Here is a 23,212-nt window from a genome sequence, read left to right as displayed (position 1 = left end):
CGGTCGCGAGCGCGCCGCCGGACGAGCCGGTCAGTCGAGCAGGTGGGCGATCCCGTCGACCGAGCGCTTCGCCGCTGCGGAGGTCGAGACGAAGCCGACGACGACGATCCCCACGCCGATGCCGACCACGATCCACCACATCGCGTGCGTCGCGACGGCGAACCCGGCTCCGACGCTCGCCACCGCGCTCGCGCCCGTGACCGTGCCGGCGAGCGCGACGCCGAGCGAGACCCCGGTCTGCCGACTCGTGGACGCGACCGCTGCGGCGGACCCGGACTGCGCCCGCGGCATGCCCGACACCGCGGTGTTCGTGATGGGGGCGTTCACCATGCCGAACCCCAAGCCGAACAGCACGAAGGCGAGGACCAGCACCCACATCGGGGTGTGCGCATCGATCGTGGTGAGGATCGCCCCGGCGCCGCCGACACCGATGCCGGCCAGGACCAGCGGCACCCGTGTCCCGATCGAGCCGACGAGCCGGCCGGACAGCGGTGACACGAGCATGGTCGCCACGGCCGCGGGGAGGGTCCAGAGGCCGGCCTCGAACGGCGACATGCCTCGCACCTCTTGGAGGTACAGCGCGTTGAGGAACAGGAACGCCCCGTTCGCGCCGAACGCCGCGATGGCCGTGACGACGGCCGACGAGAACGGGATGCTCGTGAAGAAGCGGACGTCGATCAGGGGTTCCCGACGGCGGCGTTCCACGGCGACGAGCAGCACGAGGCTCGCGGCGGCGACCACGAACAGCCCGAGGGCGGCCGGCGATGCCCAACCGAGGCGCGGCCCTTCGATCAGGCCGCCGACCAGGGTCGCGAGGAGGACGATGACGAGCACCTGCCCGACGGGGTCGAGCCGCCGGGGCTTCGGGGACTTCGACTCGGGGACGAACAGGAACGTGAGCACGATCGCCGCGATGCCGATCGGCACGTTGATCCAGAAGATCGCGCGCCAGCCGACCGTGTCGGTGAGTGCGCCGCCGACAAGAGGACCGAGGCCCATCGAGACCCCGACCACCGCGCCCCACACACCGACCGCGCGTGCACGTTCCTTCGCGTCGTCGAACGTGGCGGTGATGATCGACATCGCCACCGGGTTCATCATCGAGCCGCCGACGGCCTGCACCATCCGGAAGACCACGAGCCAGCCGACGCCGGGTGCCACGGAGCAGAGCAGGGACCCGACGGTGAACAGGGCGAGACCGATCTGGAACGTGGTCCGACGACCGATCCGGTCCGCGGTGGACCCCGAGAGCAGCAGCAGACTGGCGAGCACGAGCGTGTAGGCGTCGATCGTCCACTGCAGTCCGGAGATGGTGCTGTGGAGCTCGCGTCCGATCGAGGGCAGTGCGACGTTCACCACGGTGGCGTCGAGCGACACGATGAACAGGCTCATGCAGCACACCGCGAGGATCAGGTACCGGTGTCGGTACCGTCCGGGCAGGTCCGGATCACCCTGGTAGGGGCGGCGCGAGGGCAGCGATCGAGCGCTGCGCGACTCAGTGGAAGTCGTTGCCGTCTCCTTCAGCCGGGGTCTTGTGACCGCCGAGCATGTCGTTGTCGTCCTGGTCGCTCGAGGATGCGAGCTGCAGCATCGCGAGGACGACCACGACGACGATGAACGCGACGCCGAGGAAGATCACCGCGAGCTGGAGTTCCCGGGTCGAGAAGAGCACGACGAGCCCGGTGAAGACCGCGACGATCGCGGAGATCCCGAGGAGCTCGACCGGGCGCAGGCGGTCGCGGCGGCTGGGGGTGGTCATGCGTGTGGTGCTCCGTCCGGGGTGGCGGCCGGAGCGGCCGTCCCCCACTTGTGCGAGAGGCCGGCGATCACGTGGAAGACCGCCGTGATGGCGAGGTACGCGCCGAGCAGGCCGACGAGGACGATCGACGCGTCCAGGGTGCCGGTGACCTGCTCGACGCCACCGAGTTGCTGCGAGTAGTCCGGGGGCGTCACGAGGAAGCCGATCGCCAGGAGCAGCGTGAGGCCGCCGACGGTGACCCAGTCCCGCGAGAACGGTGACCGCCCGCGGGCCCGGAGCCCCTGTGCGAGCTCGAGCGCTCCGGTGATGACGGCGAAGGCGACGACCACGGCGATGAACGCTGGCAGGCCGAGCCCGTTGCACGCGAAGGCGGCGACCGCGGCCAGCAGGGTGACGACGGCCTGGACGAGGGTGGTCCGACGCGAGCGGCCGTCGGCGGGGAGTCGTGTGAGCCCGGCCAGGAAGAGCACCAGCCCGTCGACCACGGCGAACCCGCCGAACAGCAGCAGGCCGTAGCCCGCCGCGTGGTTGGACGAGAAGGTGATGACGAGGGCCACGATCGCGGCTGGGACGGCCCGGAGGACGGGGATCGGCCAGTACCGCGAGCGCTGGCCGGAGTCGTCCACGGAGTCGGACACGAGACCTCTTTCGGGCATGCGGATCGTGGATCGATCCTACCGCCGGACCGGTGCACGGCCGACCGGGGAGGCACTCCGGCCGCTGAGGATGCTCGAACCACGGCGAGCGCCACGGCCCGCGCCCGGGCCAGCGCCACGGCGAGCGCCACGGCGAACGCCGCGGCGGGTGGCCGGCGGCAGGGCGGCGACCGCACCGCCCCGCCGCCGGACCGGCTTCACGCGCGCGGATCGACGTCGGCAGCTGCCCGCGCCCGGCGACGCCGTCGCGCCAGCCACCAACAGGTCCCACCGGCGGTGACGGCCACCGCCCCGATCGCGGCCAGGAGTCCGAGATCGCCGGCTCCGGTGTACGCGAGCGTCCCGGTGCGTGGGGAGCCCTTGCCGGGGACCTGGGCGTCGCCTCCGGAGCCCGCGCCGGCGTCGCCCCCGGAACCGCCACCGTCGCCGCCGCCCGGCCCACCGCCGCCGCCGGGCCCACCGTCACCCGGACCGTCGTCGCCGGGGCCACCGTCGTCGCCCGGACCGTCGTCGCCCGGGCCCCCGTCGTCCCCGGGCTGGACGACACCGATGCCGACCTCGGGCGAGGGACGACCACCGTCCGGATCGGTCGGTGAAGTGGCCGTCGCGACGTTCACCACGTCCGAGCCGTCCCCCTCGTACGCCGGGTCGAGCACCGCCCGGATCCGGAACGCCGTGGTCTCCCCGACCGCGAGCGCCCGGCCGGACGAGCATGTCACGACCTGACCGGCGGCGGTGCAGCCGTCGTCGGAGCCGACGAACCGCATCGCGGCGGGCAGTTCGTCCGCCGCCCCGACGTCCTGCGCCACGTCCGGGCCGACGTTCCGTGCCGTGACCGTGTACTCGACCTCGTCCCCGGGTGCGACGCCGGTCGACGGCGTGACGGACTTGTCGGTCTCGACGTGGGCCTCGGCCGCTGCCCCGGGCTGGACCTCGGTGCTGGCGGTGGAGACGTTGTCCGACTCGTTCGTGTCGGCGAGCGGAGGCGCCGGGGCGATCGTGGCGACGCTGTCGAGGCTGCCGGTCGTCCCCGGCGGGACGGTCCCCGTGATCGTCACGGTCGCCGAGCCCCCGCGCCGGAGGTCGACCCCGGCCGCCACGTCACCGGTGCCGTCCTGGACGTCGCAGCCGGATCCGTCCGCCGCGGCGCAGGTCCACGTGACGTCCTCGAGCGCATCGGGCACGTCGACGTCGAGGGCGCTCGGGTCGGACGCGTTCTGACCGACGTTCGACGCGGTCACCGAGTACTCGATGGTGTCTCCGGCGGTCACGGTGGCCGGCAGGTCGTGCGCCACCGCGAGGTCGGCGGGCTGCCAGACCCGCAGCGCGTCGATCTCGTGCGTGTTCACGTGGACGCCGGTGGCGCCGGCGAACCCGAGGCGCAAGGTGCTCGGTAGCGGCGCCTGACCGTTGCCGTGCAGGGGGACCCGGTCGAGCACGGTCCGCAGCGCCCCGCCGGCTTCGAGGCGGAGGGTCACGGAGAGTTCGCCGGCGCCCTCGGGCTGGAGCGTCATCCGGACCTTCCGGGGCGTCCCGCCGTCGGTCTCGACGCCGCCCGGTGCGACCGCTCCGTCCACGTACCGGTAGCCCGTCAGCCCCTCGCCCGAGCCGCGGACGACGACCGACTCCGGCGTGGCACCCGGCCCGGAGCCGTTCAACGGCAGGGAGAAGTTGCCGTACCGGTCGAGCGCGATGCCCGCGAAGCCGCCGGGGACCCCCGGCAGGTCGCAGGGGAACTCCGCGCCCTGGCTCGCCTCGTGCCGGCAGGCGTAGCCGAGCGCTGCGCCGAACGCGCCGACGCCCTGCGGCGCGGCACCGTCGGCGAGGAAGAGCAGGAGGCCGTCGGCGCCAGGGTCGCCGACGTCGTTGTGCATCGCGTACTCGAACTCGATCTCGAGCCCGAGGTCCGACGGGAACGTGTCGTCGGTGGACCAGGCTCCGGCCTGCTTGCGGACGTCGTCGGTGAGGCGGAGGCGTCCCCGGGTGACGACGGCGTCCCCGCTGAGCGTGCCGCCGTCGGCGGTGTCGAAGCGGTTCTCGTACGGGAAGGTGAGTTCGCCGGCGGACGAGGGCGACGGGGTGAGCGCCGGCGCGGCGAGCACGCCGAGCGCGGTGAGCACGCTGGCGAGCGCGACCACGCGGCGCGCGGGGCGTGCGGCGCGTGCGCCGCGCGCGGGGCGTGGGCCGCGTGCGCCGCGTGCGCCGTGTTCAGGACGGGTCCGGGCGGCGCCACGGCCGCCCGTCGGGGTGGTGGGTTCTCTCATGCCCCGATGGTCGCGATCGGGAGGCGACCACCGGGCGGGCTCCGGCCGATCTGTGGACGGCCGAGCCGCGCCTCCAGTCTGTGGAGGAGGGAACCGGCCCGGTCAGACCAACCAGACTGTCGTCTCGCCGGGCAGTTCCCCGGCCGTGACCGGTCCGGACGCGACGACCACCTCGCCGGGCGGCATCGGGACCGCCTCGGTGCCGAGGTTGGTCACCGACCGCCACCCGTCGTGCCGGGCGAAGGCGACGACGTCCGCACCGCCCTCGATCCAGGTGAGGTCCTCGCCCTGCTGCAGCCGGCGCCGAGCCGCGATGGCCTCCCGGTAGAACGAGAGCGTGGACGACGGGTCGCCGTCCTCCGCCTCGACCGACCAGGCGCCGAAGTCCGCCGGTTGCGGCAGATGCGGCGGGACCGACCCGAACCCGAACGAGGGGCCCGACGTCGTCCACGGGATCGGCACGCGACAACCGTCCCGACCCTTCACGGTGTGCCCGGTGCGGATCCACTTCGGGTCCTGCAGCGCGTCGTGCGGGATCGCCGCGGCCTCCTGCAGCCCGAGTTCCTCGCCCTGGTACACGTAGGACGAGCCGGGCAGCGCGAGCACCAGCAGGGTCGCGGCACGAGCGCGCCGCAGCCCACGCGCACGGTCGAGCACCGGGGACGTTCCGTCGGTCATGAGCCAGGCGTCGGTGTCGGTCCCCTCCGGCAGACCGTACCGCGTGGCGTGCCGGACGACGTCGTGGTTGGACAGCACCCACGTGCTCGACGCCCCGGACTGCTCGGCCATCGCCGTGTTCCGCGTGATGATCGTCCGGAACGCCGAAGCGTCGAACGGCGCCTCGAGCAGGTCGAAGTTGAACGCCTGGCCGAGCTCGGTGGGACGGGCGTAGAGCACCCGGCGCGGAGCGGGCGCCCAGGCCTCCGCGACCGCGGCGCGGGGCGGGTCGTACTCGTCCAGCACGGTCCGCCACGACTCGAAGATCGCGTGCACCTCGTCACGGTCGTAGAGCGGGTCGGAGCCGTCGAGCGGCAGGTCGTGCTCGTTCGACGGGCGGTACGGCGTGGACAGGTCCTTCGCGAGGCCGTGCGCCACGTCCACCCGGAACCCGTCGACGCCGCGGTCGGACCAGAAGCGGAGCGTCTCCTCGAAGTCCGCCCGCACCTCGGGGTTCGACCAGTCCAGGTCGGGCTGCTCCGGGGCGAACAGGTGCAGGTACCACTGGCCGTCCGGCACACGGGTCCAGGCGCTGCCGCCGAAGTTCGACACCCAGTCGCTCGGCGGCTGCTCGCCGGACGGACCCGACCCGTCGCGGAACACGTACCGCGCGCGGGCCGGGGATCCCGGTGCGGCTGCGAGGGCCTCGCGGAACCAGGCGTGCTCGTCGGAGGTGTGGTTCGGCACGACGTCGACGATCACGCGGATGTCGTGCTCGTGCGCGGACCGGATCATGGCGTCGATGTCGTCGAGCGTCCCGAGCCGGGGGTCGACCGCACGGTAGTCGGCGACGTCGTACCCGCCGTCGGCCAGCGGGGACGGGAAGAACGGCGACAACCAGATCGCGTCGACCCCGAGCGTCGACAGGTAGGGCATCCGGCTCGTGACCCCCGCGAGGTCCCCCAGGCCGTCGCCGTCGGTGTCGGCGAAGCTGCGCGGGTAGACCTGGTAGACGACGGCGTTCCGCCACCAGTCGGGGTCGGTGGTCCGAGGCGTGCTGGCGGGGGTCCGGAGGGTGCTCACGCCGCCACGGTACCCACGCGCAGGTGATCGGGAATAGCGGTGCCGCCCGACGCATTGGTTGTCGCTGACACCTTTCCGTCGAAGAACCAGTTAGGGATCCCCCATGACGAACGTCCTCGCCCTCGTCGGCAGCCTCCGCGCCGAGTCCATCAACCGCAAGCTCGCCGAAGCCGCCGCGCACCACGCCCCGGAGGGCATCGAGCTCACGACGTTCGACGGCATCGTCGACCTGCCGTTCTACAACGAGGACATCGACGGCGAGACCCCGCCCGCTGCGGCCGTCGCCTTCCGTGCCGCGATCGAGGCAGCGGACGCCGTCCTCCTCGTCACCCCCGAGTACAACGGCACGATCCCGGCCGTGCTGAAGAACGCGCTCGACTGGGCCTCACGTCCGTTCGGTGCCTCGCCGATCGTCGGCAAGCCCCTCGCCGTCATCGGCTCGGCCTTCGGTCAGTACGGCGGGGTGTGGGCGCACGACGACGCCCGCAAGGCAGCCGGCATCGCCGGGGCCAAGGTCCTCGAGGACGTCAAGGTCGCCATCCCGCAGTCGATCGTCCGCTTCGCCGAGACGCACCCGCGCGAGGACGCCGAGGTCACGCAGCTCGTCCAGGGCGCGCTGAACGCGCTCGCCGAGGCCGCCGACGAGCAGGTCGCCGCGTAGGACCGTTCGGACCAGCCGACGGGAGGCGCGTGGCGGGCCCGCCACGCGCCTCCCGTCACGTCGCGGGGCGACACGATCGCCCGTCCGGACGTCCCTAGACATCCTGACAACCAGGAAGACTAACCTCGACCCATGGCAACGCAGGAGATCACGGAAGCGTCCGGGTACTGGTTCCCCGACGACGACGCGACCCAGCGCGGCGTCGCCGTGCTCAACGCGTTGCGCCGGTACCGCTCGGCGGAGACCGCGATGCGTCGGCGGACGCGCGACTCGATGGGCATGGGCGAGACCGATCTGCTCGCCGTGCGGTTCCTGCTCCAGGCGCAACGGTCCGGACGCTCGGTCAGCCCGAAGGACCTCGCCGCCCACCTCAAGATCTCCTCGGCCTCGACGACGATCCTCATCGACCGGCTCGTGAAGTCGAACCACGTGCGACGCGACCCGCACCCGACCGACCGGCGCGCCCTCGTCATCACGCCGACGACCGAGACCGACGACGAAGTCCGGGCCACGCTCGGCGTCATGCACCGCAAGATGATGGCGATCGCCGAGGGACTCTCCCCGGAGGACGCCCGTGTGGTGGCGTCGTTCCTCGAGCAGATGCGCTCGGCGGTCGACGACATCGACCCCGCCGCCGCGCACTGACCGAGCACGGGGGACGCCTCCTCTGAGCACACACCCTGCCGCACCGCGTAGACCGGACTGGTACTGCTCACCAATGCGGAAGGAGCCGATCGTGCACGCATCGGACAAGCTCGCCAAGAACCTCCAGGCGGTCCTCGTGGACCTCATCGACCTGCACCTCCAGGGCAAGCAGGCGCACTGGAACATCCTCGGGACGAACTTCCGGGACCTCCACCTCCAGCTCGACGAGATCGTCGACGCAGCGCGTGAGTTCGCCGACGACACCGCGGAGCGCATGCGTGCCCTCTACGCCGTGCCGGACGGCCGCTCGGCCACGGTCGCCGCGTCGAGCCACCTCGACGCCTTCCCCGAGGGCGAGATCACCACGCACGACGCCATCGACCAGGTGACGCTCCGCCTCTACCAGGCGACCGGCACCATGCGCGACGTCCACGACGAGGTCGACGAGGAAGACCCGACGACCGCGGACCTCCTGCACGGCTTCATCGAGCGCCTCGAGCAGCTCGCGTGGATGGTCTCCGCCGAGAACCGCGCACCGAGCACCCCGCTCGCATCGGCGACCACGCCGGCCGTGGCCGACGCCTCGGCACACGCGTAGGGACCCGCGTGGACCTCGGGATCCAGGGGAAGACCGCGCTCGTCTTCGGCGGTGACTCCGGCATCGGTTGGAACACGGCCCGCATCCTCCTCGCGGAGGGTGCGACGGTCGTGGTCAGCGACCTCGACCAGGCGCAGCTCGACAACAGCGCCGACCAGCTCGAGGCGCCGCAGGGCAAGCTCCACGCCTTCGCGGCCGACGTCCGGAGCGCCGCGAGCCTCGCCGACCTGCACACGAAGGTGCGCGACGCCGTCGGGGAGATCGACATCCTCGTGCAGTCGTCCGGTGTCACGGGCGCGCAGGGCATGTTCCACCAGATCGACGAAGCCGGCTGGGCGGAGACGATCGACATCGACCTGATGGGCCCGGTCCGCATCACGCGCGAGTTCATCGGCGACCTGCGGCAGGGCGGGTGGGGTCGCATCGTGTACCTCGTCTCCGAGGACGCCTCGCAGCCCTACGACGACGAGCTCCCCTACTGCGCCGCCAAGGCCGGGGTGCTCTCGTTCGCCAAGGGACTGTCGCGGAGCTACGCGACCGAGGGTCTGCTGGTGAACACGGTGTCGCCGGCGTTCATCCACACCCCGATGACCGACGCGATGATGGACAAGCGCGCCAAGGAGACCGGGCAGAGCTTCGACGACGCGATCCGGAGCTTCCTCGACGAAGAGCGTCCGTACATGGAGCTGCAGCGCCGGGGCGAGCCGGAAGAGGTCGCGAACGTGGTGGCGTTCCTCTGCTCCGACCTCGCCAGCTTCGTCAACGGCTCGAACTACCGGGTCGACTCCGGCTCGGTCGCAACGATCTAGGAGACGCCATGACCGACTTCCGCTACCTCATCGTCGGCGGCGGGATGGTCGCGGACGCCGCAGCACGGGGTGTCCGCGAGCTCGATGCCGACGGCTCGATCGGCATCGTCAGCGAGGACGTCGACCGGCCCTACGCCCGGCCGGCGCTCTCGAAGAAGCTGTGGACCGACCCGGACTTCAGCTGGGACGAGAAGGTCGACCTGCACACCGAGGAGACCGGGGCGACGTTCGTCCTCGGGACCACGGTGGCGTCGATCGACCGGGCAGCGAAGACGGTGACGACGACGGACGGGCAGACCCACGGCTACGAGCGTCTGCTCATCGCCACGGGCGGGAAGCCGCGCGGTCTCCCCGGGCTCGAGCCGTCGGACCGCGTCCTCGACTACCGGAGCGCGACCGACTACCGCCGGCTCCGACAGCTCGCCGACGCCGGCGCCCACGTCGCCGTCGTCGGCGGCGGGTACATCGGTCAGGAGATCACCGCCGGGGTGGTGCAGAACGGCGCCCGGGTCACGCTCGTCGACCCGGACGAGGTGGTCGGCGGCCGGATGTTCCCGGACGACCTGGCGCGGGCGTTCCAGCAGCGGTTCGTCGACCACGGCGTGGAGCTGCGGCTCGGGCGTCGCGTCACGTCCGGCTCCGAACACGAGGGCGGCGTCGTGCTCACGCTCGACGACGGCTCCGTGGTCGAGGCGGACGCGGTCGTCGCCGGACTCGGCATCGAACCGGCCACGCAGCTCGCCGCGGACGCCGGACTCACGGTGCGTGACGGCATCGTCGTCACCTCGACGCTCCTCACCGACGACGACTCGATCTTCGCCGCCGGGGACGTCGCCGAGTACCCCGACCGGATCCTCGGCACACGTCGGGTCGAGCACGTCGACAACGCCCAGCAACAGGGGCGGCAGGCCGGCCGGAACCTCGCCGACGCCGACGAGACCTACGACCACACGCCGATGTTCTACTCCGACGTCTTCGACATGGGGTACGAGGCGGTCGGGCGGGTCAGCACGTCGCTCCGGACCGTCGAGGACTGGCAGGAGCCGACCGTCACCGGCGTCGTCTACTACCTCGACGAGGACGACCTCGTCCGGGGCGTCCTGCTCTGGAACGTGTGGGACAAGACCGACGATGCCCGCAAGGTCCTCGCCGAGGCGCACGCCCTCACGCCCGACATGCTGCCTGGTCGCATCACGCCCTGACCGGCCCCGGTCGCCCTGCAGGTGACCGCCTGGAGGCGCGGTGCCGGTCCCCGAGACCGGCGCCGCGCCTCCAGTGCGTCACGACCAGGGCCGTGGTTCAGCCCGCCCGGCGCGTCTCCGGTGCCACCTCGTCGACGACCGCCCGGCGGTCGGCCGGGTCGACCGGGAGCCCGTCGCCGTCCGCCATCGCGACCGCGTGGGCGGACTTCGCTGCCTCGAGCGTCTCGTCGTCGTTCCGGGCCATCCCGAGCAGCTCGATGAACCGAGACTTCACGAGGAGCAACGCGTCCCGCGGGCCGAGCCGTGCGAGGTCCGACGACGTCGAGTGGTCCTCGACGCGCTGCAGCGAGGACACCCCGCGGTCCGGGAGCCGGTGCGCGACGTGCGCCACCGCGAGCTGCGCGACCGCATCGGCCTGCGCGTGCATCACCGAGTGCGCGCCGCCCACCACCTCGCGGAGGACCGCGTAGGGGAACACCCGCGCGAGCCGACGGATCCAGTCACGTGGCACCATCGCGTCGTGCTCGCCACGGACGATGAGCGTCCGGGCCTGCACGTGTGCTGCCCGCTCCTCGATCGGGAACGCGATCATCCGAGGCAGCACCTTCGAGAACCAGTGCCATCCGCACAGGACGTACGCCGTGATGCCGTGCCACCGGACCGCAGCCGGTTCGTGCAGGGTCGAGCGGAGGAACCGGAACGCCGACTGCCGGATCGTCCGGGCCCGGGAGTCCACCACCGGGCTGATGAGCACCAGGTCCGAGACGTCCGGACGGCGGGCGGCGACCTCGGTCACGACCTGCGTCCCCATCGAGTGGCCGACGAGGACCGGGTCGACGAGCCCGAGTTCGTCGATGACGTGCTCCACCGCGTCGGCGTAGCGCTCGATCGAGACCTTCCCGCGGAACCGCGGCACACCCGCGAAGCCCGGCAGGTCCAGCGCGTGCACGGGGCCGTTCTCGTTGAGGTGCGGGGCGAGCCGCTCGTAGTACGTCGCCGCGATGCCGAGCCCGGCGACGAGCACGAAGGCCCGGTCGCCCGGCGCGCCGATCGAGCTCACCCGGACGTAGGTGCCGTCGACGGCGACCCGGTCGACCTCCACCGTGACGTCGGCGTCCTCGGCCTGGGCGAGACGGCCGGCGGGGTCCGGCTTGTCCTGGTCCACGTGGTCTCCTCGGGTCGGGCGGTCGCCCAGGATACCCGCGACACCCGCGCGGAGCCGTGCGGCCCGGCCGTCAGCCGCTGAACGTGTTCGCGGGGAACCCGTGCACGCGGGTCGGAACGGCGAAGACCGCGCCCGAGTGCGGGTGCTCGGCGAGCTGCTCCTCGGTGGCGTTCTCCCGCGCGGACCCGACGAAGAGCGTCGAGAAGTCGGGGCCACCGAACGCGACCGAGGTGATGTTCGGTGCCGGGAGCTCCACGGTCTCCAGGTGCGACCCGTCCGGGCCGTACCGTTCGACCCGGCCGGCGCCGTAGACCGCGCTCCAGGAGCAGCCCTCGTCGTCGCGGACCAGGCCGTCGTGGGCCGCCCCGACGATGAACGGCTCGAGCTCGCCGAGGACGCCGTCCGCGCCGTACGGGGCGCGGTAGATCGTCGAGGTGCTCGTGTCCGTGACGTACATGACGTCGCCGTCGTCCGACCACTCGAAGCCGTTCGTCACACCGAAGCCCCCGCGGAGGACCCGGACCGAGTCGTCGGGCTCGATCGAGTAGAGGGCGGCGGCCGGTTCGTCGCCGCTGAGGTCCATGCTGCCGACGAGGAAGCGGCCGAACGGGTCGCACTTGCCCTCGTTGAACCGCATGCCGTCGGAAGCGTGCTCGACGCGGGCGATCTCGCGCTCGACCACGCCGTCCGGGTCCGTCACGACGACGGAGTCGCCGAGCGCGGCGACGAACCCGCCGCCGGCCCGCGGTTGGAACGAGGCGAGCGGGGGTGGGAGCGGGACGCTCGAGAGGACGGTGCCGTGCTCGTCCGAGGTGTTCAGGGTGCCGAGGGTGATGTCGGTCCACCGCAGCCGTCGTTCCGCGGGGTCCCAGACGATGCTCTCGACGAGCACCGCTCCGGCGTCGGAGAACACGGTGGCGGGTCCGGTCGTCGCTGTGGAGCTCATGGGCCCGGTCTACCGGCGACCCCCTCCGCGTGCGTCCAACATGTTTCCCGAGCGCGGCGCCGGGGTGGCAGCGTTGGCCGATGATCTGTCCGCTGCACGCGTGGGGCGACGAGAGCATCCGCTCGCGTGGCCTCGACGCTCCCGCCTACCTGCTCGGCGCCTCGATCGTCGACACGGATGACGTCCCGGCAACGCGTGACGTGCTCGAGCGGCTGCGGCCGACCCGGGGCAAGCTCCACTGGCACGACCTCAACCACCGCGAGCGTCGCCGGGTCGCGGCGGCCATCGGCGAGCTGGACGCGCTCCACCTCGTGGTCGTCGGGTCGCCGATGGACCTCAAACGCGAGGAGCGTGCACGGGCGGTGTGCCTCGAACGGCTCGCGTGGGAGCTCGCGCAGCACGACGTCACGCAGTTGACGCTGGAGGCGCGGCCGCGTGCCCTGATGACCCGCGACATCCGAACGGTCCGGGCCTTGCGCGGCCGGTTCGTGATCCCGCCGACGCGGCGGGTCAAGCACGGAGAACCCGGCAAAGACACGATGTTGTGGCTTCCCGGTCAGGTCCTCGGCGCTGCAGGGGCGTCGCTGACCGGCGACGGTCGGTACGCGCAGGAGCTCGGCAACGCGGTCGACACGATGCGTGTCGAGCCGTGATGACCCCGGACAGCGCTGGAGCCGGGACCTGGTATACCCCAGGTGCACCGGCTCCTACTTCTCATCCCCCAGCAGGAGGCGAGCGCGACCAGTATATCAGAGGCGGGCGTAGCGAGCGCGGAAGAAGCTGTAGACGCCGAAGGCCAGGAACCCGATGCCGATCGCCACGAGCACGAACACCCCGCCGGGCATGCTCCGCAGCGCGTCGAACGCCCCGTCGAGGCCCGTCGCCTGGTCCGGGTCGCTCCGGAACCCGGCGACCGCGATGAGGACGCCCACGATCACGACGGCCAGTCCCTTGAGCACGTAGCCGATGACACCGAGCACCGTGACGACCCGCTCGACGGGCTGGGGCGGACGGACGAGCTGCTTCCAGAACGACCGTCGGCAGCCGATCACGATCAGCCCGATCCCGATCGCGATAGCTACCGCCGCGACGAGGAGCAGGAGGAACACCCCGCCCGGTGTCGCGAGCGCCTTCGCCGCCGCACTCCGGCTCGAGCCGCTCGAGCTCTTCCCCGCACCCACCGCGTACGACGCGGCCGAGTACGCGATGATCCCGTAGACGATCGCCTTACCGACGTTCTTGAGCCGGTTGCCCCAGGCGCGGGCACTGTCGGTGCGTCCGCCGACCACGGCCTCGACGACGAGCCGGACGGTCAGCGCCGCGGTGGCGACGGCGACGAGCCAGAGCAGCACGACGCCGCCGGGGACCGCCGCGATCTGCTGCAGCGCGCCGGACTGGTCGGTCTCGCTGCCGGACGACCCGTTCCCGATGCCGAGCAGGATCGCGAGGTAGCCGATGAGCAGGTGGACGATGCCGCTGCCGACGAAGCCCGCACGCGCGGTCGTCTCGAACCAGCGGCTGTCCGCCACGCGCTCCGCTTCGCGGCCCGTCTTCCGGGCCGCCTGTCCTGCCTGCTCACTCACCCCTCCGAGCGTGCCCGAGCGCGGACCTCCTGTCCGGCAGGGGCAGTGGATCCGGCCACCCACCGGACTGGAGGCGCGGGTCTGGCCCGCCCCGTGCCTCCAGTCCGCTCGTCAGTCGCCCTTGACGTTGACGACCTGCCGCAGCGTGTGCCGGATCGACACCAGCTCCGCCGCGTCGGCCATCACCTGGTCGATGGGCTTGTAGGCCGCGGGGATCTCGTCGAGGAACGCATCGGTGTCCCGGTACTCGATGCCGACCATCGCCGCGCGGAGCTCGTCGTGCGTGAAGGTCCGCCGCGCCGCCGACCGCGAGTACAGCCGGCCGGCACCGTGCGGCGACGACTCGAGCGACGGCTTGTTGCCGAGGCCCTCGACGACGTAGGACGCGGTCCCCATCGATCCGGGGATGAGCCCGAGCTGACCGGCCTTCGCCTGGATCGCACCCTTCCGGGACACCCACACGCTCTTCCCCCAGTGCGTCTCCCGTTGGGTGAAGTTGTGGTGGCAGTTGATCCGCTCCTGCTCGTCGACGGGCTGCCCGAGGACCTCGGACAGCTGCCGCACGACCCGGTCCATCATCTCCTCGCGGTTGAGGAGCGCGAAGTGCTGGGCCCACCGCAGCTCGGCGATGTACCGGTCGAACTCCGGGGTGCCCTCGACCAGGTACGCCAGGTCGGGGTCGGGCAGCTCGATCCACCAGCGCTGCATCATCCGCTTGGCGACCTTGATGTGCCGCTGCGCGATCTTGTTCCCGACACCCCGGGACCCGGAGTGCAGGAACAGCCAGACCCGGTCCTCCTCGTCGAGGGAGACCTCGATGAAGTGGTTTTCTAGCGGGTGAGTGGTGTCAACCAGCGTACGAGTGTCAACCTTAGGTCTCGTCCGCGCCTTCTGTCGAGTCCGCAAGAGGTTCGTCGAGCAAGCTGATCAGGTCTGCGAGCTCTACTTCGAGAGCCCTGCAGACCCGCCACCATGATTCCACCGTGCCGCCGCGGGCCTGGTCGTCCCGCAACAGGCGGATCACCGTGCGGCGGTCGAGACCAGTTCGGACTGCAAGCGTGTCAAAGGTCATCCCCAGCCGCACGCGCTGCGCCTCGACGCCTCGACGCAGTGCGTCAAGGTTTGGCTGCTCGCGGATGTCCACCGCTCGACGTTGGTGCAATCCACACCTCGACGCAGTGGCAAATATGCCACTATCGTGATGATGCAACCTGCTCGAACGCGAGCACCAGTACGCCGACCTGCTGCCGAGACCCGGTGGCAGGTCAGGCCCCGCTGACTTAGAAGGGATACTCGTGCACGTCTCCAACGGTCTTCCCTCCCGCGGGGACGCGCCCGCCATTCGATACGTCGACGCAGCCGACTTCGGCGCTCACCCTGTCGCCTGGGTGGTCGTAATGAACGGCGGTGGGCAGATTGTCCTCACAGTTGAGGGAATCCCTTACGCCCGAGTTGAGCCTATGGGTGTGCTTGATGAAGTCGTGGCAAAGCGATTCGACGAAGAGCCGACGCCGCATTCCCCGGGTCAAGTCAATACGGCAGCAAGGCGCTGCGACGAAGCGCCGCGGCCGGGCAGCTGACCGCCTGCTCTGAGAGGACCGGTGGTGCGGCAGGGCTGACCAGGACATCGATTCAGACGGGAGGAAACCGGCTTGGCTAATGAGAATCGACACTCGCGCGCAATAGGCGGAGACGATGTGAGAAAGGCGAGAAGTACGGTGTCAGGCGGGCTCGCTCGCATCCCGTTTGCTGCACTCCGCCCTGAGACGCCAGCCAACCTCCGGGGACTCTACGTAGGCATCCGAGATGACCAGGCCCTCATCCCGGGGCTGAAGATGGGTTTCGGCGCCCTCACCGTCCAGCGGTGGGACCCCGCCTACGCCGCGGCTGGCTGGACTCTCTACGGCGCGGACTTGGCGCTCGATCAGGGTCATCCGTTCGGTTCGATGTTCTACCGCAACGACACTGACGACCGGGTGCTGCGCATCGGGGTGAAGTGGCATCCGCCGGTGCAGCAGCTGGAGTTCCCCGCCCTGCATCCGTCGAAGCCGGAGCTGACCTCCGATTGCACCGAAGAAGAGGTCGCCGCGGTCGTGTTGGATGCACGCAGCCGGATCGGGACGCTCGTCGCGGTGAACGCGCAGATCGGGTCGTTCGTCGCCACCGAGGAATCGGAGAACGCGATCCTCGACGCGTCCGGGCTGGGGCTCGAGCGGCTCTCCGAGGACGACCCGAGGTTGGCCGGACGTGGTTCGCACCGGCCGTCGGAGCCGGACGGTGGCGGCGCTGATGGGTGACCGGCAATGGGTACAGGACATCCGCCACCACCAGCGGATCCTGTCGTTGCCGTTCGGCCTCGGGTGGACGATCGACATCACCCAGACGCTGGTGGCGCTGGCGGCGGCGGGGATGCCCGCTCGTGTGGAGGCGTTCGACCGGCTCCGGTTCGACGACGGCCGGTCCGGGTTCCTGTCCACCCCGAACCCGACCGCCACGATCAACGACGACGGCACACCGGCCGAACGTGACGAGGACCTCATCGTCCTGCCCGGTGGGTCGGAAGGCGGTGTCCTGTCGTTGGCGCGCCGGTACCCGGACCTGGTGGTCGTGAACGGGAAACGAGGGCGCGTCTGGGCGGACGGCAAGCAGGTGTATGGGTCGTCGATGGAGCGCGATGCGACCCCGGGGTGGCGGAACGTGTTCGCTGTCGCCCGCACCGTCACGATGCACGGCGGCAGCACCGCCTGCATCGCGGCCAGGTCCGGACTGCCTGCGGATGAAATCGATGAGGCGCTTCGGACGCTTGGCGAGCACGTCGTGTCGACCGAGCGCGGGTGGGAGGCCGCCGACCTCGGCAACCTCGTCGATTGGACGCTCGCCGCGTACCCGGGGCCGGGCGGAGTCCGAACCTCCTGGAAACGCGACGACACCATCGACGCCCAAGCAGACCAGCTCATCGGTCTCGGTGGGTTGATGTCGGACCGGTGGGCGGCGCAGCAGGCCGGCGTCTTCGTCCCACCGAACCGGCTGACCGCGTTCTTCGCCCAACACCCCGACATGGTCTCGCTCGGCTACGAGCCCGCCACCGCGAACGACGCCACGGTAACGGTCGTCATCCCGCAAGACACCACCATCCTCACCGCCGAGGGGTGCTGCACGGATGACTTCATTACCGCGCACGTGATCTATGCCGACAGCTACGACGACGCGAACACGGACGCGGTGAACGGGCTGCGGCAGCTGCTGCGCTTCCGATCCGACCTCGCCCACGACCTCCGCTGGCACCCCGACAGCGATGCCCAGGACGGGGTCGGGTGATGTTGCAGCTGCTGTCGCTGACGTTGGCGTACGACGACACCCGGTTCTTCGGCTCCGTCATGTTCACCGACACCGACCACCCCGATGAAGCACCGCCAACCGTCCTCATCGACCACACCGACGAACCGCCCTGGTTCCGCCTCACCAATATCGACCCGGACGGTCAGGATCCGACGGCGCCGGCGATGGCCGAAGCGGACCGGATCATGCGGTTCATCCTCCGCTACACACCCGACCGCATCGGCCGCAGGCCGGCTGACTTCCCGCAGTCCTGACCCGCGCGCTCACGCCCGACCTTTGGAGGTAGTTGCTGATGATGCGCCTGGTATCCCTGCACCTCTCGAACGACCGGATCCTCTGGGGCCACGTCCTCCTCGAGGACACCGACAACCCGGACGCGCATCTGGCGCAGATCCTCGTCCGACCCATCGACGTCGAGCCCGGCTACGAGCTCTACGACAAGACCAACACGGTCCTGTCGGACCTGACCGTGCCGCCGGTGCGGGAAGCGAACCGCATCGTGCAGACCCTCCTCATCCCAGCCTCGGAGATCGCGAGACGGGAGAAGGCGGTGCGGGCGGCGATCCACTCCGGCTACCTCGAAGGATTCCCCGACGACATGCCGTGGCAGTCACAGCTGTGGAGGTACGCGCGCGGTGAAGTCGCCCCAGAGCAGCTCAGCGCCTACGCCGACGACGGCCGGCAACTCACCCGCGGCCCCGAAGACGCTTCAGTTCGCCCGGCGGATGTCCCGGAGGACTGGTGGCGGACCACGCAGGCCCGCATCCGCCGGCACCTCCTCAACACGACCCTCACCGAAGCGGAAGCTGCCGCAGCACTACAGGTCACCATTGACGACATCGGGGAACTGTTTGGGTCGAACCGGCTCCTCAGCTTCGACCTCGCCGGCGAAGAACGCATTCCCGACTGGCAGCTCGTGAACCCGGCTCTCCCCGAGTTCGGCGACTCGTCCAGTCTGCTGCCCGGCCTTGACGTCCTTCTCGCGGCAGCACCGCAGCCGCTGCTCGACGCGGCAGCGATGACCGAGTTCATGACCACACCCCGCGCGTTCCTCACCGTCGACGACGAACCCCTGACGCCGTTGACATGGATGCAGCAGGGGCGGCCGCTCGCGACGATCATCGCCCTGTTCCGCGGACGGCGGTGGCGGTGATGACGAACCGGCCGGACCTGTTCCTCATCAACGTCGCCTTCGACGTGCATGGCGTTCACGGGCACATGTTCTTCCGCGACCCACCCGACGCTGAACTCCGACAGGTCATCGTCCACGGCGCTGGCGACGCCGCCACCTACCGGCTCGAACCCGCGCCAGGCGATACCCGTGACGGGTGGGAGCCGTTCTTCACCGAGGCGAGCTGGCTGATGGCGCTCATCCGACCGGACACCCCGGAGGAACGCAGCTGATGAGGCCGGCACTCGAGTGGGTTACCGCTGCGTACGGCGACAAGCCGCAGATCACGATGCCGTACGGGCTCGGCGACACCACCGACCTCACCGACGCTCTCGCCGTCCTCAAACTCGCCGGACATACCGCGGTCGTGGAGTCGTACGACACGATCCGCCTCCCCGACGGCCGCCGCGCACGCTTCCCGACGTCGACGCAGAAGCCACGCGACGAGCTGGCTGTGCCCGCGGAGTTGCTGTTGCTGGCGCCGCGGACGGTGACGACGACGCAGATCGCACTCGCGGAACAGACCACGACGGTCCTCCTCGTCGACGTCGACCGACGACGCGTCTGGGTCGACGGGAAGCAGGTCCTCGGCAGTCAGGACCGGTGGAAGGATGCCGCACCGATCTACATCACGTTCGCCGTCGCGCGGATGCTCGCCGTCAACGGGTCTCCCTTCGACGGCCTCGTCCGCGCAGGACTCACGCCAGGGCAAGTCGACGACGCCCTCGCCCGGCTCGGCAAACGCGTCCACCGCACCGACATCGGATGGGAATCACGGAAGATCGGCGGGCTCGTCGACTTCGCGATCGCCTGCTACCCGGGACCCGGCGGCATCCGCACCCGATGGCGATCCGACCTGTCGTTACCGGAACAGGCGGAACGACTCATCAGTGCGGGGTGTCTCATATCCGGCCGCGGCATCTCCGACCGACCCGGCTACCCATCCATCACCAAACGTCCGACGCCGTACCGACTCGTCGCGTTCAGTCCGGTTGAAGTCGATATGGCCAGCCTCGGATTTGAGCCGGAGGTCCCCACCGTCACCATGTTCGTCGTCCCGGCGGACGCCAGCAGCCTCGACGACGAGGACGAGCAATGGGCGAGCACCGAGCTCATCATCCCGGCCGACCCCACCATCTTCACCACCGCAACCGCCACCGGCTACATCGACCGCACCGACGACATCATCACCGCGAACACGCTCCTCCGCGCCGACACCCGCAACGACGACGACACCGCCGCACTCGAAGAAGTCCGAAACCAGCTGCAGTTCCTCGCCGACACCGGATACGACCTCCGATGGAATCTACCGAGTTGAAACACCTCGAAACGTCGTGTGGGCCCGGGCCGTTTGCAGCACTCAACGCTGCGGCCTCGGCAGCCGTGCGCAGCGGCCCGACGCCTACTCGCCGCCCGTCGCCTGCTCGTTTGGTGTCATCTGAGCGGTGAACATCTCTAGGTCAGTGAGCACCGTCCGCGCGAATGTGAGCGCTGCTTCCGGCATTGCCGCTCCCGAGGCGTTCCAGATCTCGAGTGTGGGAACGAGTTGACCGGAGTGGGTCGCGAGTTCCAGATAGGTCGGTTCGCACTTGTACATGACGACTGCAGCGTCGCCCGGGCAAGTGTCGCCGGTACTCGACCAAGCCGAGAACGCCTTCGCTGCCTCGTCGGTGGTTGCGTAGTGCAGCAGGGTCATTTCGATACGGGTCGCGGTCGAGGTGCCGTCGCTGTACGTGCAGTAGACCGAGTCGGAGACGAGTCCGCTCGAGCCTGAGTCGGTTCCCGAGTTGGAGGTGACCACGAGCGCGGACTCGGTCACGCCGAGTGCTTCGGCGGCGGCGCTTCTGTCGACGGCGTTGCACACGCTGCTCGGATCAGACCAGTTCGGTGCAGGCGTTGCGCCAGCTTCGCCACCGACGGTCGGTACGACTCCCGATGCCCACATGTTCGCCATCGCTGTTCCGAGTGGCAGGACAGCGCTAACGTTGTTCTCTCGTTCGAGCAGGTCGTCCGGGACTGCTCCGTAGACCTCGACGGTGAGATATGTCTCGTGGTCCAGTTCCACCGTGAGCGGTTGGCCGTCTGTGTAGAAGGACCGCATGCCCGACAGCTTCGACTCTATGTAGCCGGGATCTGACTCCCGTACCTTCTGCGTCTCTGCCATCGTCCAGCCCGGCTTGTGCGTCAACGTCGCTTGGAGGGAGATCGATCCGCTGTTGGCGTAGTGGAGGTCGCATTCGATGGCGGTGACTCCATCGGCTTCGGTCGTGACGTTGTGCTTGTACGAAGGCTCGACGGCGTATCGAACTGTCGCATTCGGACGATTGTCGTTGATCGTGAGGGTCGCCCCACTGCCGGGGACAGCTATCAGGCCTTGATCGGCCCAGCCACAGACGTCGACGTTGCCTATGAGGGCCTTGTCCGCCTCAACGGCTGCCGTTTTGCCGTTCTCGGTCGGGGCGTCCTTCGCGGGGGCTGTCGAGCTGGTGGTCGCGACGGGTGTGCGAGGAGAGTCTGTGGCAGAGCACCCGACAAGTGCGGTCAGGGCGACAAGGCCAAGTGCGGACATTGCAACGAGGCGCGGGGCGGATTCGGTCACGGTTCGGCTCTTCCATGTCTGCCCGCACTGGTCGCCTGGGAGCAGTTGCGGAATTGTTGCGGGTGGCGAGCAGCGGCGCCCGAGGTCGCAGCTTCGCGAAGGATGAACGTGCGCGTTTCGGGATCGACGTCGAGGGCGCGGATGGCGTCGTGCTGCGCTATGACGTTCGGCATGGACAGGATGGTCCGGCGAGGTTCGGTTAGCGCCGCCATGCGCGGAGGGCGTCGTACACCTGACCTCGGTAGTACTCAGCGTCGAGCGGGCCGGTGAAGACCATGTCGTCCCAGTCCGCCTGCAAGACGGACACGCTCGGAGCTCGTTTCGTGGCGTTGCCGAGCACCCAGTCCACTGCAGCGTCTGGGCCTTCGTTGTCGAGTACCGCGGTCGCCTGCCCGATCAGCCGTCGGCGTTCGAATCGACCGAAGGCGGGTTCGGCCCATACCTCGAAGCCGATACGGGCCGTTCCTAGCCATGATCCGAGTAGTCGCGCAGGGCCGTCGCGCTTGCCGGTGTCGAGCAGTCGGGCATCAATGACGCCGTTCGGGAGGCGCGTGGGTGCGATGCTGCGTCGGACTGCGTCGCCGTGGTCCGGGCCGAACGCCGAGCTGACGAAGTCGACGAACTGGTCGCCTCGGTCGCGGAGGCCGTATCCGGGCATCAGTAGCGCACCGACAGGGTATTCAGCGCGCGCTTGAGGCCGGGCAGGTTGCGCGCTTTGTCATCGAGCTTCCGGTACACCGGATTGTCCGCGCGCAGGGTGCCGCGGCGGCCGAGGTCCCGCAGATAGTCGAAGTCCTTCTGGTAGTCGCTGGGGACGTCGCTACTCATGGGGCGTTCCTCCCGGTCGGGTTACTGGTGGGCGTGGTTGCGTCAGCGGCGGTCACGAGTGCGGCGGAACCGTTCGCTTCGGTGCCGTTCATGACTCGTGTTTTGTTCAGACTGGTCGCAGTGAAACACCAAACCCGATTCGCCGGGGTCCGGACGGTCCGATCCGGAAGAACCGGTCGTTTCCGGACGGCACGCGCGGTGTGTGCGCGCCTCGAACACGCCTCGCATGCGAGATTTGTTGTGACCGACACCCCGGGCCACCGTGCGATCGCGGCGCCCCCGAACCCGAGGAACGACCGTGACGACAGGCGACCCGAACGCCGAGCCCGATATCCGCACATATGACGTCGTAGACGTGGAAGAGGACGGTCGAGGTCGCTTCGCCCAAGACCTCCGCGAGCTGCGGATAAGCGCCGGAAGCCCGACGCTCGCCGCACTCGGACACACGACCGGCGTCTCAAAGACCGTGCTTTCAGAAGCATTCTCCGGGCGACGGCTCCCGAGCGCACGAACGGTTGCCGCGGTGGTCACGGCCTTCGACGGCGACGTGAGGACGTGGGTCCGTCGACGGGACGCACTCGATACGACTACATCCGCTGCACTCGATACCGACATGGCGGCCCCGGCCCCCGAGGAGGATGTCCCTGCGCTCCCCCCGCACCCGGTCGTACGGCGACGGACCGCCATCGGACTCGTCGCAGCCGCCTTCCTGATCGGCGTTGTCCTGTCCGGCGCGGTGACCGGCGCGGTCCTTGGCCAGTCAGACGACGCAGCAGCCCCTCTCCCAAGCACCTCCGCCCGCAGCGCAGAGCCCGCCGCCGACGCAGCAACCGCCCCAGCGATAGTCGTGGAGAACGGTACGGACCCCGCAGAAACCCCGTGTGTCGACGACGCGGCAGTCGTCGCGAGCGAAATGCGATCACACGACACGCAACTGCAGATCATCTACTCCGCCAGCTGCCACGCGGCCTGGGCCCGAATCACCCGCTACGACAACCACAGTGCCGGCAACGCTGTCTCAACGAGCATCTACCGCCAGATCGCACCCGATGCAGCGGACAAGCAGAGCACAACTGAACCCGACGCGGAGAGCGCCTACACCACGCTTCTCGTCCGGCCCACCCCGGCGACACGGCTCTGCGCGGTGGGCAGCATCACCCGCGACGGCGAGCGACTCGACCTCGGCACTCCCCTCTGCCTCTAAATGCTGCTGCGGCGGCAGTCGATCGCGCACCCGGCACCCCGAC

At 70.0% G+C, this 23,212-nt stretch carries 25 protein-coding genes and 1 pseudogene; 13 read left to right on the top strand and 13 right to left on the bottom strand.

Annotated features, from left to right (window positions below):
- Nucleotides 1–30: 30 nt before the first annotated feature.
- The 5 genes from FS825_RS00315 to FS825_RS00295 all read right to left on the bottom strand — a co-directional run bounded on the left by FS825_RS00315 (nt 31) and on the right by FS825_RS00295 (nt 6,419).
- Nucleotides 31–1,440: a DHA2 family efflux MFS transporter permease subunit gene (locus FS825_RS00315; protein WP_260981005.1), complete on the bottom strand. Its 1,410-nt coding sequence runs from the start codon at nt 1,438–1,440 to the stop codon at nt 31–33.
- 55 nt (nt 1,441–1,495) lie between these two features.
- Nucleotides 1,496–1,759 (bottom strand): hypothetical protein, encoded by a 264-nt coding sequence (locus FS825_RS00310; RefSeq protein WP_144709786.1) that lies wholly within the window; start codon nt 1,757–1,759, stop codon nt 1,496–1,498.
- Nucleotides 1,756–2,415, bottom strand: coding sequence for a DUF308 domain-containing protein (locus FS825_RS00305; RefSeq protein WP_144709784.1), 660 nt, complete (start codon nt 2,413–2,415; stop codon nt 1,756–1,758). The genes FS825_RS00310 and FS825_RS00305 overlap by 4 nt, the downstream gene beginning before the upstream one ends.
- Nucleotides 2,416–2,612: 197 nt before the next feature.
- The gene (locus tag FS825_RS00300; protein WP_144709782.1) at nt 2,613–4,679 is read right to left on the bottom strand and encodes a DUF11 domain-containing protein; all 2,067 of its coding nucleotides are present in this window, start codon (nt 4,677–4,679) and stop codon (nt 2,613–2,615) included.
- 102 nt (nt 4,680–4,781) lie between these two features.
- Nucleotides 4,782–6,419 (bottom strand): glycoside hydrolase family 13 protein, encoded by a 1,638-nt coding sequence (locus FS825_RS00295; protein ID WP_144709780.1) that lies wholly within the window; start codon nt 6,417–6,419, stop codon nt 4,782–4,784.
- A 103-nt stretch (nt 6,420–6,522) separates the two neighbouring features.
- On the opposite strand from FS825_RS00295, the gene FS825_RS00290 reads away from it, so the two are divergent.
- From FS825_RS00290 to FS825_RS00270, 5 genes are all read left to right on the top strand, one after another.
- Nucleotides 6,523–7,080, top strand: a complete 558-nt coding sequence (locus FS825_RS00290) for an NAD(P)H-dependent oxidoreductase (RefSeq protein ID WP_144709778.1) — start codon at nt 6,523–6,525, stop codon at nt 7,078–7,080.
- Between the two features lie 132 nt (nt 7,081–7,212).
- Nucleotides 7,213–7,725: a MarR family winged helix-turn-helix transcriptional regulator gene (locus FS825_RS00285; protein ID WP_144709776.1), complete on the top strand. Its 513-nt coding sequence runs from the start codon at nt 7,213–7,215 to the stop codon at nt 7,723–7,725.
- 91 nt (nt 7,726–7,816) lie between these two features.
- A complete protein-coding gene (locus tag FS825_RS00280) occupies nt 7,817–8,323 on the top strand; it encodes a Dps family protein (RefSeq protein WP_260980940.1) in 507 nt (168 codons plus the stop codon).
- An 8-nt stretch (nt 8,324–8,331) separates the two neighbouring features.
- On the top strand, nt 8,332–9,132 hold the full coding sequence (locus tag FS825_RS00275) for an SDR family NAD(P)-dependent oxidoreductase (protein ID WP_144709773.1): 801 nt from the start codon (nt 8,332–8,334) through the stop codon (nt 9,130–9,132).
- Nucleotides 9,133–9,140: 8 nt separating this feature from the next.
- A complete protein-coding gene (locus FS825_RS00270) occupies nt 9,141–10,334 on the top strand; it encodes an NAD(P)/FAD-dependent oxidoreductase (protein ID WP_144709771.1) in 1,194 nt (397 codons plus the stop codon).
- Between the two features lie 97 nt (nt 10,335–10,431).
- Here FS825_RS00270 and FS825_RS00265 read toward each other — a convergent pair whose 3' ends face one another.
- Both FS825_RS00265 and FS825_RS00260 read right to left on the bottom strand, forming a co-directional pair.
- Nucleotides 10,432–11,499: an alpha/beta fold hydrolase gene (locus FS825_RS00265; RefSeq protein ID WP_186376988.1), complete on the bottom strand. Its 1,068-nt coding sequence runs from the start codon at nt 11,497–11,499 to the stop codon at nt 10,432–10,434.
- 70 nt (nt 11,500–11,569) lie between these two features.
- Entirely contained in the window at nt 11,570–12,445 is an 876-nt protein-coding gene (locus tag FS825_RS00260; RefSeq protein ID WP_144709767.1) for an SMP-30/gluconolactonase/LRE family protein, read from the bottom strand.
- Nucleotides 12,446–12,525: 80 nt separating this feature from the next.
- Here FS825_RS00260 and FS825_RS00255 point away from each other — a divergent pair, with 80 nt between their 5' ends.
- A complete protein-coding gene (locus FS825_RS00255; RefSeq protein ID WP_144709765.1) occupies nt 12,526–13,098 on the top strand; it encodes a DUF3800 domain-containing protein in 573 nt (190 codons plus the stop codon).
- Between the two features lie 96 nt (nt 13,099–13,194).
- Here the strand turns inward: FS825_RS00255 and FS825_RS00250 are convergent, their stop codons facing one another.
- The 3 genes and pseudogenes from FS825_RS00250 to FS825_RS00240 all read right to left on the bottom strand — a co-directional run bounded on the left by FS825_RS00250 (nt 13,195) and on the right by FS825_RS00240 (nt 15,172).
- Nucleotides 13,195–14,028: a DUF1206 domain-containing protein gene (locus tag FS825_RS00250; protein WP_186376987.1), complete on the bottom strand. Its 834-nt coding sequence runs from the start codon at nt 14,026–14,028 to the stop codon at nt 13,195–13,197.
- A gap of 111 nt (nt 14,029–14,139) precedes the next feature.
- A pseudogene (locus FS825_RS00245) lies at nt 14,140–14,856 on the bottom strand (RtcB family protein); the annotation flags it as partial.
- A 43-nt stretch (nt 14,857–14,899) separates the two neighbouring features.
- Complete coding sequence (locus FS825_RS00240; protein WP_144709761.1) at nt 14,900–15,172, bottom strand: helix-turn-helix domain-containing protein; 273 nt, start codon at nt 15,170–15,172, stop codon at nt 14,900–14,902.
- 691 nt (nt 15,173–15,863) lie between these two features.
- On the opposite strand from FS825_RS00240, the gene FS825_RS00235 reads away from it, so the two are divergent.
- The 6 genes from FS825_RS00235 to FS825_RS00210 are packed head-to-tail and all read left to right on the top strand — an operon-like array spanning nt 15,864 to nt 19,856.
- Entirely contained in the window at nt 15,864–16,325 is a 462-nt protein-coding gene (locus FS825_RS00235; protein WP_144709759.1) for a hypothetical protein, read from the top strand.
- The gene (locus FS825_RS00230; RefSeq protein ID WP_186376986.1) at nt 16,276–17,346 is read left to right on the top strand and encodes a hypothetical protein; all 1,071 of its coding nucleotides are present in this window, start codon (nt 16,276–16,278) and stop codon (nt 17,344–17,346) included. Before FS825_RS00235 ends, FS825_RS00230 begins: the two co-directional genes overlap by 50 nt.
- The gene (locus FS825_RS00225) at nt 17,343–17,621 is read left to right on the top strand and encodes a hypothetical protein (protein ID WP_144709755.1); all 279 of its coding nucleotides are present in this window, start codon (nt 17,343–17,345) and stop codon (nt 17,619–17,621) included. Before FS825_RS00230 ends, FS825_RS00225 begins: the two co-directional genes overlap by 4 nt.
- Before the next feature lie 38 nt (nt 17,622–17,659).
- Nucleotides 17,660–18,520, top strand: a complete 861-nt coding sequence (locus tag FS825_RS00220) for an antitoxin VbhA family protein (protein WP_144709753.1) — start codon at nt 17,660–17,662, stop codon at nt 18,518–18,520.
- Entirely contained in the window at nt 18,520–18,771 is a 252-nt protein-coding gene (locus tag FS825_RS00215) for a hypothetical protein (protein ID WP_144709751.1), read from the top strand. Before FS825_RS00220 ends, FS825_RS00215 begins: the two co-directional genes overlap by 1 nt.
- Complete coding sequence (locus tag FS825_RS00210; protein ID WP_144709749.1) at nt 18,771–19,856, top strand: hypothetical protein; 1,086 nt, start codon at nt 18,771–18,773, stop codon at nt 19,854–19,856. Before FS825_RS00215 ends, FS825_RS00210 begins: the two co-directional genes overlap by 1 nt.
- An 84-nt stretch (nt 19,857–19,940) precedes the next feature.
- On the opposite strand, the gene FS825_RS00205 is transcribed toward FS825_RS00210, so the two are convergent.
- The 3 genes from FS825_RS00205 to FS825_RS18485 all read right to left on the bottom strand — a co-directional run bounded on the left by FS825_RS00205 (nt 19,941) and on the right by FS825_RS18485 (nt 21,965).
- A complete protein-coding gene (locus FS825_RS00205) occupies nt 19,941–21,137 on the bottom strand; it encodes a hypothetical protein (protein WP_144709747.1) in 1,197 nt (398 codons plus the stop codon).
- A 199-nt stretch (nt 21,138–21,336) separates the two neighbouring features.
- On the bottom strand, nt 21,337–21,795 hold the full coding sequence (locus tag FS825_RS00200; RefSeq protein WP_144709745.1) for a hypothetical protein: 459 nt from the start codon (nt 21,793–21,795) through the stop codon (nt 21,337–21,339).
- A complete protein-coding gene (locus tag FS825_RS18485; RefSeq protein ID WP_186376985.1) occupies nt 21,795–21,965 on the bottom strand; it encodes a hypothetical protein in 171 nt (56 codons plus the stop codon). Before FS825_RS18485 ends, FS825_RS00200 begins: the two co-directional genes overlap by 1 nt.
- A gap of 298 nt (nt 21,966–22,263) precedes the next feature.
- On the opposite strand from FS825_RS18485, the gene FS825_RS00195 reads away from it, so the two are divergent.
- Nucleotides 22,264–23,169, top strand: coding sequence for a DUF2690 domain-containing protein (locus tag FS825_RS00195; RefSeq protein WP_144709743.1), 906 nt, complete (start codon nt 22,264–22,266; stop codon nt 23,167–23,169).
- Nucleotides 23,170–23,212 lie beyond the last annotated feature (43 nt).

It is taken from the genome of Curtobacterium pusillum (assembly GCF_007680845.1).
GTDB lineage: Bacteria > Actinomycetota > Actinomycetes > Actinomycetales > Microbacteriaceae > Curtobacterium > Curtobacterium pusillum_B.
Note: the sequence above shows the minus strand (reverse complement) of the source record. Positions and strands in the feature narration are given on the sequence as shown.